Below are 13,662 nucleotides of genomic sequence, written 5' to 3'. Positions count from 1 at the left end.
CAAAATAGGAGATGACCGATGTCTTCGCAGAACGATGAAAACAAGGGCATGATTATGGTGCTCGCGTTCGTAGGAGCCATGCTCTACGCCTTGGCGCTTGTCGCCTTCGTCGTCTTTATAATCGCGTCTTTGGTTTTGACGGTTCTATGCCTGCTTGCCTGGAACAAGCCGCGCAGGCTGGGGAAAGAAATCCTCATGCCGGATGAGGCGCGGGGCTTCGTGAAGCGCGGCCTTCTCGGTGCCTTCCTGCTTCCATTGTGTTGTTTCGTTCTGGAGCTATTTACGGATTTTCGCCTCAACCCGGATTACCTTTTCTACGTCGTTCTCTTTGGGTATGCGCTTGGGTCTCTCGGCATGGCCATTCTGATGGCTAATCAGGCTGGCTCAGAACTCACCGAACAAACAGACTTTCCGCCCGTGCAGCCTCTCGCGCCGCCTCCGCCTCAGGAGCGTCCGCAAATCCCGTTCCGTTTTGCAAGCTGGGATGATGAGAAAGGGCGATGAGCTTCGGCAAAGTCGTCCAGCTGTATCAATTCGTCTGGATGCTTGAGTCCCACCAACAGCAGCGGCTCGCGTGGGAAGATGCCGAACAGATGCGCCTGGCCCGCATCCGAGCCGAGCGCCAGGCGCTTGCGCAGACGCAAGCGATGTTGATCGCCAATCCTAGCGGCTCTCTCGGCCATGCCATGCTGGATGACGAGCAAGCCTTAACCGACGCGGGGCTGATATGAATGAGCTGACCATCATACCGCAGCAATCTCTTCGGCTCGGGATCGAACTCGGTTTCTTCAACGGTCGCCCTGTCGTCTATGGCGGCACTGAGCCCGTGGCCATCGATGCGCAGGCGGGAAAAGGCAAACTCACGCGGTTCCTCGGCGTCAACCTCGTCTCCCCGCGCACCACCCATCTCACCAAAATCATCACCGACCCCAAGGATGCGGAACTCGCCTGGGTGTCCTGGAAAACCCTGGAGCGGCAGGGCTACCGCGTCCGCTTCATCAATCCGGATGGCCTCTACGGCTACCCATCGGAATGTTTCAACTTCAACACGCGCCTTCTCGAAGTCGCGGCACGTCCAGAGCTGCGTGGGATTGTTGGCGATGTCGCCTATGACTGCGCAAGCTACCTCGTTCCGGTCGATCCCAACCCAAACCACCGCTGGATTGGGCAAGGCGCTCGCACCGCCTTTGCGACCTACAACAAAATCACGGCCCTAAATCCCTCAGCTCGCTGGCCCTGCACAGCAGGTGGTCTTTGGGATTTTTTCGCCCGCGGTCGCGAGGACATTCGGGACGACTTCCTGCTCTGGGCGTGTGACCACCGGATGAAAGATGATTGGGGCATGTGCTTGCAACTGGCGAGCCTGACTGCCTCCCAGGATCAGTGGAATGCCTACAACTCCGTAATCATCGAGCGCTTGCGCGCTTTTCAGCCGGGCAACGCAGCCCGTGCGGCCACGGAACGCAATACGTTCGACCCTGGTGATATGAAGAGTGAGCGCACGGCGCTTTTCATCATTGGCTCTGCCAGAAGTGAGACAAGCCGAACCTTTGTCGGCGCAATGACGGCGGCTATCGTCGAACGGTTCGCAGATGCGGATGGCCCGCTGCGCGCATTGCTCGTCGGGGAGGAGTGGGGCCAGCTCTACGTTTCGAACTTTTATGAAATTCTGACCTTATACCGCCAGCGCGGCATCAACTTCCTCGGCGTATTTCAAAACGCAACTGCGCAGATTGAAGCCAAATACGGGCGTGAGACGGCGCGCATCTGGAAGAAAGCCGTAGCGCACACGCTTTATCGCGGGCTTCCAGACAACGAGACTCTGCGGGATATTGAACATCGTTCCGGCAAAACGAGCGTGATGGTGCGCGGCTTCAACGTCAATCAGAACCAGGTGAACGGATCAGGAGACAGCCTTGGCGAACAGTCGCGACCGCTCCTTCAGGTCGAGGACATCCGAGCTGCCACTGGCGGTGAGTCAGCCCTGTTAGAAGCGCGTGATCATGGATTTTTCATCGTGGATGTGCCCAATTTTTGGGAACGGCCTGAGCTGTCGGGCATGCTTCGCGACATTAGAGACAAGCAAGACAAGTATGAATGGCTTAAAGCCACCTCCCCGAGGCGGCCCATAACTCAAAATGTCGATGATTTGGCTCGACTCATACATTTCCTCGAATATTAACGTTGGCAATTTATGGCTACCGTGGAATAGTTTTAACTGGAGGATCAATTGTCTAAAACTCGCAGTCGCATGGTTGCCACCAGTGTCACGTCATATCTTGAACATGTATTTTCTCTCAGTCCTCTAACGACTGGAGAAAGGTGTTATCGAGGGGAGTCTGATGCCGCCTGGAGGCTAATGCCGTCGATAATGCGCGGCGTCCACCACGAGGCGGAAAATCAGATTTTCAGCGAACTTATGCTGGAGGCTCCGACGGAGTTCAGCAGCGACAAATCCATGTTCGATAAACTCGTAAGGGCACAGCATTACGGCCTACCAACGCGTTTGCTGGATGTGTCCCTCAACCCGTTGGTGGGCCTCTATTTTGCCTGCAACGAGGAAGAGCATCACGACAAAGACGGTGCCGTTAAGGTATTCGATTTCATCGATAAGCGCGTAAAGTATGCGGATAGTGACACTATAAGCCTAATCTGTAATCTAGCAAGATTATCAGACGCTGAGCGGGAAGCTATCATTGACGCGTACGATGACGTTGGGAATTGGAGCAAAGCAGCAATAACGCGCTTTCGAAAAAAAGCCGCGATACTACGCTTGATGCAATTCGTCCGGGTGGAAAAACCGTATTTCTTAAATCTCGTAGATCCGAGACATCTGTTTAGATATTTTTTTGTTTATCCATTAAAAAATAATCGTCGTGTTATAGCTCAATCTGGGGCGTTTGTTGCAGCAGGACTCTTGCGTTATACCGCACCCGACAGCTCAAAAGGTTTTACTTCTCATGTCATATCAATTGACAGAGACAAGAAGGCCGACATTCTCAATGAATTAGATGTAATTAACATTAACTCTCGGACGATGTTTCCAGAGATCGAATTCGCTTCTAAATACATTAAAAAGAAATGGACAGTCCCATCTAAAAATTAACGGAGCTCAGTATGGCATAAACACGTGCTCCACCTTTACGCCACGCGCCGTTACTGCGTTTAACCTGAACCCTGCAGACACTCTCTGAAATTCCTAATAAGGTTATGTCATAACCTTCTGCCCTTCGGCGAGAATGGGGTAGCGTTTGCAAGGGGATAGCGCGGCGGGCGCACAAGACGTTGGCGCGGAGCCTCGGGAACCGCGTCCTTGCAAACGGCGAGGGCAAAGCCATTAAAATACTGGGGAGAGCCGCCCGATTAGGGCTTACTGTTTGAACCAAGAAGCCGCGCTACGCGTGGTAGGCTTTGACATGTCGCAGCCTCTTGGGCACCAATTAGCGAGACGACTGACTCTACAAATTCTGGAGGAACGCGCAATCGCCCTCTGCGGAGGGCATGGAGCATTGCTTCAATCTGCACCGATTCACCAAGGCATGAGGCTGCCAGTATGAGCTGTGCGGTGCTGCCAATAGTTATTCCGTTGAAGTGTTTTTCGCAGATGCGTCTAGCCTTTCGCTCGTCAATGAGCGCGACTCCACCTTGACTGACGGCTAACGCAATTGTCGCTGCCTCGCCATCGTCAAGGGTTTCTCCTAAAGTGCCATCGATCAGTGTCTCGTAGATCGCAAGTGCAGCGCCTTTGAGCGCTTCCACGTCGACAATCCCATCGGCAATAAGCGAATTCAACTGGTACCCATCGTCATGTCCAAATCGCGCACCGATCGCTAGTTCGTTCGCTGCATTCTCTGGAACAATGATTCGGCTTTTTGTCAGTTGAATAATTTTACGCGCGTGACCGCTGGCGTTGAGACCGATCACAACACTTGCATCGGCCACAAACGGGGCGTCAGGGCTAGCGGGGAATGCGAACAAGCTCATCAGCTTCGCTCTCCTCACGCTCTGCGCCGTCTAAAACCTCTCTAATGCCATGCAAGTCGAGCTGAAGCATACGAGCAAGCTGCCCTTCGCTGTACAGTTCTTTTTTCCATGCCTCACGCGCAAGTAGCGCTAAACGCGGCGGAACAAGTCCTCGCGCTAGGCTCTTATATGAAGGGCGCGCTGGCCCCTCACCCAGCACTTGTTCAACATCTTTATCACTTATTCCGCCGTTTGAGACGAACCAATCCCACGTTCCCTTGCGCGCGAGACCAAGCTCTTCAAGACGCCTCACGACCGCTTCGCGTGAGACACTGAATGCGTCGGCCAATAGAATGACGTGACGACGGGTGAGGTGTGACTGCCCAGCGGTGATCTCTGCAAAGCGCTGGCGCACGGCGCGGCCAGGAGTTAGAAAACAGCGCTGAAATATGTTGGCGTATCGCTCCTCCCTGGACACAAAACGCTCGTCTTCAGTCAGAACTTCGGGCTGACGACGCGTAGAAATAAAGTGAGCCGTTTCATGTGCACCACTTTGCGTCAGGCGCTCGTGCGGATGACTCGCGTTGAGAAGGATGCAGGCACCTGCGCGATCGTTGTAAGCGAACAAACCAGCGATCTTGCTAGGCAATCGGCGAACATAAACACGTATACCCAAGTGAAGGTCGAGGATGGACACGATGTCCATGATCGGGCCAGGGCCTAGGCCAAGGAAGTCTCTAAGTTCTTGCGCATGCTGCTCAGCTTGGGTGTAAAGGTCACCCGGCAAGATTGGACGTTCAGGAGGATACCGAGACTCTCGCTTTACGCCGAGCGCATCCTCCAATTCGACTTCTGCTCTTACAAGCTCGTTAAGTAGACGAGTTGCCTGTTCAACGGCATCATCCTCGCTCTCGCGCAGCTTACGAAATTGCGGAACCATATCGAGGTGAACCGCCTCTCGGCGAAGAACGGCGTTGGCTGAAAGGCCATATGCAGCCGCAAGCTTTTGCAGTTCATCCATTTGGATGCGCCGCTTTCCCTGCTCAATAGCAACAATCGTCGTACGCGCTGCACCAATTAAGTCGGCTGCCTCCGCTTGCGTGACCTTGCGTCCTTCACGTGCGAGGCGAAGGCGCTCACCTATCTCCGAATCTGATAGTCGTTCGCGTGATTCCGTCATGTTCATGCCCGCGTCCACTGTCTGAGGAAGGAACGCGCTCCTTTATCTTTCAAAAAGCTATTCCACTGGACAGCATGCCGATCAAACAGGCTCATCAGGGCTGGCTCCACATCGGCAGCCAACATGCTAAGCGCAGGGGCAACTAGGAGGGCATGACGACGTAGAGCAGCAAAGTGTATCGGCATAGTGAGATCGGCCATGTGGTCGAGATGCTGCGTGCCCGCTATCGCATACTCGCGCAGCGAGCGGCCGCTTATGCGGCAGCCTGGCTGAATGGCCTCTTCAAACGTAGCAGCAGATAGATCCCGACAAGCATAAGAGCTCTCATCGTCCTTCAAACCAGCCGCATGAATGCTCATTCGGCGAAGCAAACACGCTGCGCAGACCCCACACTGCAAAAGATGTCCATTTAGGGAGCAATGCCGGGCGCTTTGCCAACAAGATCGCGTGTTGCGCCAATCGTCGCCGTTGGACAGTGCGGCATATGCTTCCAGCGTTTCCGCTTTGGTGGACCAGACACGCGGGAAGATAAAGTGAACTGGGTGTTTGATAAGCGCCGTGAGAAAACGCTCCATACGCATCGTGAATAGCGGATGGTTGCGATAGTCAGGATAGGCTTGCACGGACGAAGTGACGAGTACTGGTCCAAACAAGCCTTGACCGCTTTCCGGTAAGATAATCTGTGAAGCGTCCGTAAGATACGCAGCAATGCCGCTTATAAGTGCAAACTTGAAGCCTCGACTTCTACCACTGCTCTCTCCAGAGGCCTTGACGTTGTATGGCACTCTTGTGAAAGGCTCTCCTTCTGCTGGCCGTCCGCCACCCGTTGATCCTACCCTCACGCGAACGATTTTTCGGCCGAGCTTTTCCGCCATTAGACCAGCGACAGCGCGCGAATCCATGCCATCGCTATATGCCATGACCGCGTCGGTGGTCATGGTAAACTGGAGAGAACTCTGCGATGGCCTTGGCGTTTCGCCTTCGCGTTGCACGAATTCAAAATCCCAACTGTCACCAGTCAGGAACGATGCCGCATCTCGCAGTGTTTCATAGACATCATGTGCTGCCCAGCGTCCGGGCTCAAGAACAGGAACGCGCACTTTGAATTCACGACGCCAACCGAGTTTTGACCGACTGAAAGCGTAGTCTGCGTACTCGATCGACGCTGCAACAAGCATTGCGTCGAAGATTACTGGTTCCCATTGCGCGAACGCATAGGATTCGAGAGCCGCGGTTGAACATTTGAAGTTCTCTTCCAGATTGAAAGCAGACCGCCCTTTTCGCGCTCGCCCTTTGGAAACAACATCAATCGCGTGGGACGGCACCCTCGCATGATAGGCAAGAGTGCTCATGGTAGCGGCGGCCCTTCCTCAATGCCGGACTGGCGTCGTAGCTCCAAAGAGCGTCGCGACGGCGGTCGCTGAGGTGCGAGCAATTCACGGGCAACTCCAAAGCAGTCTATCTTCGCCATCGCTTCATCTAGTCTGCGCCGGACGTTCCGACTTGCTCGCGCATCAGCTTCCCGTTGGTAATGTTCGTCTATACCTCGAAGCGGTGCTCGCACCTGATCTTCCACTGCTGCTGCCAACGCGGCTACTGCGCCCGCTTCACCAGTACCCCCATTCGCCGCTACTTCCACAGCGCAGTCGATCAGGCTGTTTGCAGCCGAAGAGCGGGGATGACGGGCGCGGAGAGCCTCTAGCTGCTCGATGCGCAATTCTGGAAAAAGCGTATCGCTGTTCATAATTTCACGCATGGCAGCGATAGGCGCTTCGAGAATGTCTTTCTTGATTGCATGCTCTAACGCGCTGCTAACTTCCTCAGCCGTATGCGCAAGGTTCGCCGCCCACTGAGCAGTTGTTTTCCAGTGGGGTCGCATATTGAGACTACGATGAGGTCCATCACTCATGACGATTCTCCAATGTCAGGATAATATCAAGAAATTGCTGACATTGTCAAATTCTTCAGCCCTCTGATTACTGCGGGTGAATTTCAAATTAAACGAATGTTTTCAAGTGGATACGATTCAGATGCCAATGCAGGCCTCTTCTTCTGATTGTTTTTTCTGTCAAAAATCGCGGTATTGGATATGTTCGTAGAGGGGGGGGCAGTCATGACGCTAACTTTGACGCCAATTGCACATGGAGAGCTGTGCCACGGCTCGCGCTGGACTGTGGATGACATAGACGTACTTGCAGACCGCGTGGCGCGTGTCGCGATGGGACAATATCGGCACATTGCTTCGATACTGGAAGGGTTGAATGTGCCTGCGCCTAAAGGCTCTAAAGAGCACGCTGCGGATGCGATATCCAAGATGCAAGTATCGAAAAATGGTGATCCTTGGCAGCGCGATGGATGGTTGTTTCAAATAATCTCTTGGATCGCCGCAAGCCACCAGCTCCAAACGGGATCCATCTTGAGGCCCCCACATATATTTAAAGCACACAAAGGTTTTGATGGAATCCAGCTTGAGGTGTCGGCAGATGGCAATACCGTCATTGCTATTGTGGTGTTTGAAGATAAAGCCACTGATGATCCACGGAAGACAATACGAGAGGATGTTTGGCCCGGAATTGCTCAACTTGAAGCGGGTGAGCGCGTTACGGAACTCACACACGAAGCCACTGGTCTTTTGGAAGCACAGCAGCATCGATTTCCGGGCCTCAATGTAGACGAAGCAATCGATAAAGTCTTTTGGCAAGAAGCAAGGCGTTACCGTCTAAGTATCTCGACTGGCAGCATTCACCAAAAGGATGCAGACCGAGCCCGCCTATTCGTCGATTACGACTCTATGGCAGCGGGAGACAAGCTTCGCCGTCGCGCCGAGACCATGCATTTCGATGATCTTCGGCCATGGATGAGTGATTTTTCTGCGCGCGTCATCACAAGGCTGAAGGAGCTGGGCAATGTTTGATCCCGTTACCGCAGCTATCATCGCAAGCTCCCCTGCGCTTTCTGGGCTCGACTTGATTGATTTGCCAAAAAGGCTGACGCAGGCTTTTGCACAGATTGTCGCGGCACGTATTGAGGTCCGCGCGCAGCCAGGCATGATAGCACTGGAGAGCCTCAACCAGACGCTTCTTGAGATGCGGCGCCTTGCAGCCGCACATGAGTCATACGTAGCACTGCTTCCGGAACGAGAGAACAGGTCGGCTGCAGCTTTTGTGTCGGCCTCAGCGCACCAGGTCCACCTGCTTGCCACTATGCGCGATGACCGACCGGCCTCGTATCTCAATGCTGAAAGTTTATCACCTGAAGTGTGCGCTAGCCTGCTCTTCCTGGTCGCAGAAGCGCACGCTGACGCAGCAGAATGTGCTAAGCGCATCGGCATATCCACTGAACCAGAGCGCGCGATAGAGGCGGCTCTGTTGACGGCTCTCAAGCACTTTTGCTTTGGCCGTATGCGCTTAGTTCGGCGGGTGACACTGCCAAATTTGCCGGAGAATTTGGCACCTGAAGAGAAGGCAGTCGCTGCCCTTTATTTAGAACTACTTAAGGGCGTACGAAATATGGCTGAGCGGCTGCTTTCGCGCACCGATCTTCCTGATGTCGATGGAGGTCATGAATCGCCGTCTTCTTTCTTTGTGCGTGTGAAAACACTCAGCGTCCAGCAATTGGATGGCGTATTAGAAGGAGACGTTCCCGTTTTCAGCGTCTTTTCTGGGCCTCTTCACCTCGCAAACCTACTTCTTGCCGTAGACCGAGACCTCATTGACTCAGCACTAAGCCGCATCCCGACACCAGATCAGGTATCGGAAGATGACTGGTGGAAAATAATTCGCCAGATGGCCAGAAAACGCCCCTATCTCTGGCGGAACCATCGTGAAGCGGTTGCCAGCGGCTATCTTAACAAGGGAGTATCATCAGCAATTAGCTTCCCGACTGGCGGCGGAAAGTCGACACTTGCTGAACTGAAAATAGCAACAGCTCTTCTTCGCGGCGAGAAGGTTGTGTTCCTCGCTCCTACGCATGCACTCGTGGATCAAACGGCGCGTGCGCTTCAATCCACGTTTAATCAGTTTGACTTCGAAATTCTGGGCGATGTCGATGACGACGTCGCATTCGATGAGGTGGTTGTCTTACCTGAAGCCGTGGTCACAACTCCTGAACGTTGTCTCATGCTTCTAACCACCCAGCCGGAAGCCTTCGAAAATTTAGGACTTGTTGTTTTCGATGAATGTCATTTGCTTCATCCGAGAGACCCGGAAAGAAGTCGGCGTAGCATCGATTCAATGTTAGCTGTGCTCAATCTCGCGGCGACGGCGCCGAAAGCCGATTTTCTTCTGCTTTCTGCGATGATGAAAAACACTCCTGAGATTGCCGGGTGGATTAGCGAGCTCACGGGCCGCGCGTGTCTGTCGCTCAATCTTCCGTGGAAGCCAACGCGACAGGTAAGGGGCACCGTAGTCTACGAGTCGAAGCGTATCGAAGAGCTGAATCAGTTTCTGAAGGAAGCACGTGCCAACTCAAACAACAAGAATGCACCCGCAAAAATCGCGCGAGAACTCGTGGCCCAGCCCTTCGGCTTTTTTGGATTACAGCAGACCTGGGCGACTACAGATCGTGCTGACTATGCTCTTCTGCCGTTATTGCCGGATGCACACCATCTTTCTACGGGAACGACTAAGAAGGGCCGGAATTGGTATCTTACTCCAAATGGAAACCATACCAGTGCGTTAGTCGCCGCTGCTGCTGCAGATGCGGGGCTGAAAACCCTAGTTTTCGTGCAATCGGTTGTATTGGCAGAATCCGCCGTTCGCGAACTACCTAAATTGCGCGAAGCCAAAACTGTCACGCTCACTGAAAGCGAAGCCGAACTGTATCGGATAGCTTCGGAAGAGATGGGCGGTAGCGATCATTGTTACATTTCGGTTGCGGTTGACGGGACTTATTCGTCAGGCGCTGCAGGGCACCACTCTTTATTGCTCCGCGAAGAAAGGATGCTCCACGAATCTCTTTTCAAACGACCTAATGGCATTGAGATTCTTGTTGCGACATCAACCTTGGCCCAAGGTATGAACTTGCCCAGTGAGCTCGTGATCATTGCTGGGGATAGCCGCTTTGATCCTGCCGTTGACAAAATGGCACAGCTGGAAGCGCATGAACTTCTCAATGCCGCAGGTCGAGCTGGCCGCGCGGGCGAAAGTTCGCAGGGTATCGTCCTCGTCGTGCCGAGCAAGGTAGTCGAATTCGACCATGAAGCAGGCTTGATCGGAGCGCACTGGATGACGCTCCAATCGATCTTTTCTCAGAGCGATCAATGCTTGGAGATAGACGATCCTACGAGCGCTTTGCTGGACCGCATCCACGCAGGCACCTTCGAAGAAGGGATGCCAGCCTACTTTGTGAGCAGACTGCCACCCGCCGATATCGATGGTAGCGAGACATCGCTTCGCAATATCGTCGGAAAATCGCTTGCGGCGTATCAAGCGCGCCAACGGAATGACACCGCCTGGATAGAAGACCGCATTCAAGCCGCCTTTGCGGCACGCAATAAGGTTCAGGTACCGGTCGGTGAGGAATGGCTTGATAAGATATCAGGGCTGAGCGGGATGACTGTAGATAAGTTGCGCGAGATCGCAGCGATTTTTGATATTGAAGAGAATTATAAATCTACTAGCTCCGCCATAGCAGCACTAATCGAGTGGCTTAGCGCCCATCCAACATATGTCCTGGAGGTTTTCCGGCCGGAAAACGTCCATGATTTATTTGGTGGTGATTTTGCAAAACTCTCTGACAAAGAGAAAGGGCAGCATGCGCTTCCGATAATGGCTGATTTTCTGGAGCATTGGATGAGAGGTGCACCGCTAAGCGTGATTGAAGCGCGATATCCCGACGGCCCGGACAGCGCCAAATGTAAGCACGCTCGCCATTTTGTATTGAGACTGGTGCCCGATTTCGCGTTCTTAGCAGGTCTTCCCGCACGGCTCCGCGCCGCTCGCCAGACGGCCCAAGGTCAGGATATATTGCTGCCGCTCACACTTTCGACCTTAGCAGCAGCCGTCCGAGAAGGATGCGACACGCCTGAGTGTTTGGCGGTGCGCGTAATATCTTCACGTCGCGATATATCACGCGTCGGCGTAAGAACCCGCTACCAAGCCATGGCAAAACATATCAAAGCTGGGGAGGAAGGCGAGAGCTTCGATGATACGATACAACGGGTGCGCAATGCACACGCCCTGCTCGCTTTCGAAGGCATAGTTGTCAGCGATTGATCGAGCGAGAGCAAGTTTTGACGATCGTGCGAAGGATGACAATCCGAACGTTGAATGATGATAAAACAACACGACCAAAACGTGAACTGTCAGTTTAATATGTGGCGGGTCCGTAAACCGCATCGTCGCCTCCATGCGCGAAAGCATGGCGCGGGTCCATGGGCGGCGGACGCTCTGGTGCGTTCCATCGGCATACGGTGGTCGTGGTGGGTCACGGGAGGGGAGCGAAAGCCCCACCTGTGCGCGATGAAACGGCGGACGTTTCGCTTGGTGCATGTTGGCTCGATGCTCGAATGCACCAAAGGCTAGGGGGTGCACGGGGGCGCGCAGCGGCCCCCTGCCAAGATTGCGGTACTACACCGCACATCTTGCGTTTCCTCTTACTGTCCTGATCTACGAACGCCCGACGCTGTGAAGCTGGTTCAACCCGGAACTGAAGCTTCCGCTCACCGTGCCGTATATTTCCAGAATAGGGCCTGCTATCGCCAACCGGAGGCGCGCCTCTCGACCTGGCCTGCCAGGGCTATAGCGGCACCTCGTCATCGCTCTGTGGTGGAGCGTAAGACGGATTTTCGCTGCGATATTGCTCGGATCGTTGGCGGTCGGCGTCAGCGCTCTTTAAGCTGAGGGCATAGTCATCGACTATGAACTGGACGCGCTCCGCAAGCGAATTTCCGCAATGCTCTTCGGGTATCTTCCAGCCAAGCAAGATCTCCGCTTGCCATGGCTGCACCTCGATCTCAAGGCGGATTGGCGCAGGGTCGGCGTCGATCAATCCTGGGATGAACGGCTTGTCGGCGTGGGGCATGGCCCGCTCTCCTTTTAGGCCACTGTAGCGTGCTGGACCTGGCGGCGGTCGGTCAACATACCGCCTCATTAGAGAATTGGCCTGTTGGGCAACTCTATGCCTGAGCGGTGTTCTTGTGAATGCTCTCATGCTTCGACGAACGGCGCATATCAATGACCTGCGATGAGGTCGCCCCATCGCTGCAAGGATCGGGCGCTGGAGCACTCACTGATCTATAGGCGATGCCTCCCAGCCCTCGATTTCGAGGTCGCGCAAGAGGAAGCTGCTGTTATCGCAATCGAACAGGTCCGCAGCTTCGTTGATTGCTGCCTCTTCGGAAGCCGCTTCGATCGTAACGACGTAGGAGCGGGTCTGGTGCATCACTACGGAATAGGGGCGGGTAGGAAGGCTCTGCGGTTTGCTCATTCTCATGGTTTGTTCTTTTCGTTGGTGGGCTAAACGATTCCAGCCGATGCGCGAAACAGACCGGACGCGGCGACGGCCCGTCATGGTCAACACGGGAGCCTGCGGCACGCAGGCGAATGGAGCGGGCAGGACATTGACGGGCTGAAGCAGTCCGGTATCGCGCCATCGCTAAAGGCTGGAATTTGTCTTGCCTAACGCCAGAACGACGCTTGGTGATAACGAGCAGCGTGGGTACCATGTGACTTCCAGCATTCCGAGATCACGAAGACTATGCCTCGACCTCCCACATCGACAAAAGCTACGAGCTCCTCAGATGCGGCAAAGCCGGGATTGTCAGAATTTCTGCAAAGCATCCGGTCTGATAGAAGTCACGTTTCGAGATCGCTGGATGAAAGCCTTCTGTTGGCGCTGGCTCAGCTATGTGAGTGCGCAATCACAAGGACCTTTGGAAGTGGCGTTAAGGCTTCAGTCCCTGCTGATGCCGACTTGGACCTCAAGCGTCCGGTCTTATTGTCTTGGCGCAACAGTGGGGGAGTTCAGGTCTCCATTGCCCTCAAGGGCATAAGTAACCCCCGCGCAATTTTCTGGTTTGACAGCGCCGAGCTCATAGAAGATGCTGATGGCCTAAGCGTTTTTAACGACAAACAAAGCGTCAGCTCCGCTAAATATACTTACTCATTTCGTTGTCAGCGTAGTATGATATTTGCAGAAGTGCGGCCAAATGCCGACTTAATGAATGAAGTGAGCAAGAATCCGTCCGATAGTACTACAGCGCCTTCGCTTCGCCCCCGCTGGGCGGAGGAGAACCGTCCCAAAAAACAGGTAAAGCTGCGTTTGCCTCCTGATTTAATCGACAAAGTCGATGCGGCGGTAGAGGGCACCGAACTCAACCGTAACGACTGGATAGAGCGCGCTATTCAGAAAGCCCTAAAGCCGAAATAGTGGGTACCCACTTGACGTTCGGCGTGGGTACCCTCATCATCCCTACATGGTGCTAGTATCAACCCCGATCGTACTAGCAACTTGATATACAAATAGGAATATAATCTTTACAGCTGAGCATCGTTCATGTATTGTTCTATATCGGACTA

13 protein-coding genes are annotated in these 13,662 nt (G+C 54.0%); 7 read left to right on the top strand and 6 right to left on the bottom strand.

From position 1 onward, the window contains the following. Positions 1-18: 18 nt before the first annotated feature. The 4 genes from QQL76_RS02075 to QQL76_RS02060 all read left to right on the top strand — a co-directional run bounded on the left by QQL76_RS02075 (position 19) and on the right by QQL76_RS02060 (position 3,106). The gene (locus QQL76_RS02075) at positions 19-504 is read left to right on the top strand and encodes a hypothetical protein (protein ID WP_499206178.1); all 486 of its coding nucleotides are present in this window, start codon (positions 19-21) and stop codon (positions 502-504) included. Further along, entirely contained in the window at positions 501-731 is a 231-nt protein-coding gene (locus tag QQL76_RS02070; protein WP_499206177.1) for a hypothetical protein, read from the top strand. Before QQL76_RS02075 ends, QQL76_RS02070 begins: the two co-directional genes overlap by 4 nt. Then, entirely contained in the window at positions 728-2,182 is a 1,455-nt protein-coding gene (locus QQL76_RS02065; protein ID WP_499206176.1) for a type IV secretory system conjugative DNA transfer family protein, read from the top strand. Before QQL76_RS02070 ends, QQL76_RS02065 begins: the two co-directional genes overlap by 4 nt. Positions 2,183-2,251: 69 nt before the next feature. Continuing rightward, positions 2,252-3,106: an FRG domain-containing protein gene (locus tag QQL76_RS02060; protein ID WP_499206175.1), complete on the top strand. Its 855-nt coding sequence runs from the start codon at positions 2,252-2,254 to the stop codon at positions 3,104-3,106. A 257-nt stretch (positions 3,107-3,363) separates the two neighbouring features. Here the strand turns inward: QQL76_RS02060 and QQL76_RS02055 are convergent, their stop codons facing one another. The 4 genes from QQL76_RS02055 to QQL76_RS02040 are packed head-to-tail and all read right to left on the bottom strand — an operon-like array spanning position 3,364 to position 7,052. Further along, a complete protein-coding gene (locus QQL76_RS02055; RefSeq protein WP_499206174.1) occupies positions 3,364-3,984 on the bottom strand; it encodes a PIN domain-containing protein in 621 nt (206 codons plus the stop codon). After that, entirely contained in the window at positions 3,959-5,149 is a 1,191-nt protein-coding gene (locus QQL76_RS02050; protein ID WP_499206173.1) for an XRE family transcriptional regulator, read from the bottom strand. Before QQL76_RS02050 ends, QQL76_RS02055 begins: the two co-directional genes overlap by 26 nt. After that, positions 5,146-6,495, bottom strand: a complete 1,350-nt coding sequence (locus QQL76_RS02045; RefSeq protein ID WP_499206172.1) for a 7-cyano-7-deazaguanine synthase — start codon at positions 6,493-6,495, stop codon at positions 5,146-5,148. The genes QQL76_RS02050 and QQL76_RS02045 overlap by 4 nt, the downstream gene beginning before the upstream one ends. Continuing rightward, the gene (locus QQL76_RS02040; RefSeq protein ID WP_499206171.1) at positions 6,492-7,052 is read right to left on the bottom strand and encodes a hypothetical protein; all 561 of its coding nucleotides are present in this window, start codon (positions 7,050-7,052) and stop codon (positions 6,492-6,494) included. Before QQL76_RS02040 ends, QQL76_RS02045 begins: the two co-directional genes overlap by 4 nt. A 204-nt stretch (positions 7,053-7,256) precedes the next feature. Here QQL76_RS02040 and QQL76_RS02035 point away from each other — a divergent pair, with 204 nt between their 5' ends. Next, on the top strand, positions 7,257-8,057 hold the full coding sequence (locus QQL76_RS02035) for a hypothetical protein (protein ID WP_499206170.1): 801 nt from the start codon (positions 7,257-7,259) through the stop codon (positions 8,055-8,057). After that, positions 8,050-11,358 (top strand): DEAD/DEAH box helicase, encoded by a 3,309-nt coding sequence (locus tag QQL76_RS02030; protein WP_499206169.1) that lies wholly within the window; start codon positions 8,050-8,052, stop codon positions 11,356-11,358. Before QQL76_RS02035 ends, QQL76_RS02030 begins: the two co-directional genes overlap by 8 nt. Positions 11,359-11,881: 523 nt before the next feature. Here the strand turns inward: QQL76_RS02030 and QQL76_RS02025 are convergent. Together QQL76_RS02025 and QQL76_RS02020 are read right to left on the bottom strand one after the other, a co-directional pair. After that, on the bottom strand, positions 11,882-12,166 hold the full coding sequence (locus tag QQL76_RS02025) for a hypothetical protein (protein ID WP_499206168.1): 285 nt from the start codon (positions 12,164-12,166) through the stop codon (positions 11,882-11,884). Between the two features lie 204 nt (positions 12,167-12,370). Next, positions 12,371-12,577 carry a hypothetical protein gene (locus tag QQL76_RS02020; protein WP_499206167.1) on the bottom strand — a complete coding sequence of 69 codons (207 nt, stop codon included), beginning with the start codon at positions 12,575-12,577 and terminating at the stop codon, positions 12,371-12,373. A gap of 480 nt (positions 12,578-13,057) precedes the next feature. On the opposite strand from QQL76_RS02020, the gene QQL76_RS02015 reads away from it, so the two are divergent. Continuing rightward, positions 13,058-13,513 carry a YlcI/YnfO family protein gene (locus QQL76_RS02015; RefSeq protein ID WP_499206166.1) on the top strand — a complete coding sequence of 152 codons (456 nt, stop codon included), beginning with the start codon at positions 13,058-13,060 and terminating at the stop codon, positions 13,511-13,513. The last annotated feature ends 149 nt before the right edge of the window (positions 13,514-13,662 follow it).

It is taken from the genome of Rhizobium albus (genome assembly GCA_030160035.1).
Taxonomy (GTDB): Bacteria; Pseudomonadota; Alphaproteobacteria; order Rhizobiales; family Rhizobiaceae; genus Georhizobium; species Georhizobium albus.
Note: the sequence above shows the minus strand (reverse complement) of the source record. Positions and strands in the feature narration are given on the sequence as shown.

What these genes read in the sequence shown, in the direction of transcription:
- QQL76_RS02075 (WP_499206178.1), top strand. Translation starts at nt 19, where the DNA reads ATGTCTTCGCAGAACGATGAAAACAAGGGCATGATTATGGTGCTCGCG.
- QQL76_RS02070 (WP_499206177.1), top strand. Translation starts at nt 501, where the DNA reads ATGAGCTTCGGCAAAGTCGTCCAGCTGTATCAATTCGTCTGGATGCTT.
- QQL76_RS02065 (WP_499206176.1), top strand. Translation starts at nt 728, where the DNA reads ATGAATGAGCTGACCATCATACCGCAGCAATCTCTTCGGCTCGGGATC.
- QQL76_RS02060 (WP_499206175.1), top strand. Translation starts at nt 2,252, where the DNA reads ATGGTTGCCACCAGTGTCACGTCATATCTTGAACATGTATTTTCTCTC.
- QQL76_RS02055 (WP_499206174.1), bottom strand. Translation starts at nt 3,984, where the DNA reads ATGAGCTTGTTCGCATTCCCCGCTAGCCCTGACGCCCCGTTTGTGGCC.
- QQL76_RS02050 (WP_499206173.1), bottom strand. Translation starts at nt 5,149, where the DNA reads ATGAACATGACGGAATCACGCGAACGACTATCAGATTCGGAGATAGGT.
- QQL76_RS02045 (WP_499206172.1), bottom strand. Translation starts at nt 6,495, where the DNA reads ATGAGCACTCTTGCCTATCATGCGAGGGTGCCGTCCCACGCGATTGAT.
- QQL76_RS02040 (WP_499206171.1), bottom strand. Translation starts at nt 7,052, where the DNA reads ATGAGTGATGGACCTCATCGTAGTCTCAATATGCGACCCCACTGGAAA.
- QQL76_RS02035 (WP_499206170.1), top strand. Translation starts at nt 7,257, where the DNA reads ATGACGCTAACTTTGACGCCAATTGCACATGGAGAGCTGTGCCACGGC.
- QQL76_RS02030 (WP_499206169.1), top strand. Translation starts at nt 8,050, where the DNA reads ATGTTTGATCCCGTTACCGCAGCTATCATCGCAAGCTCCCCTGCGCTT.
- QQL76_RS02025 (WP_499206168.1), bottom strand. Translation starts at nt 12,166, where the DNA reads ATGCCCCACGCCGACAAGCCGTTCATCCCAGGATTGATCGACGCCGAC.
- QQL76_RS02020 (WP_499206167.1), bottom strand. Translation starts at nt 12,577, where the DNA reads ATGAGAATGAGCAAACCGCAGAGCCTTCCTACCCGCCCCTATTCCGTA.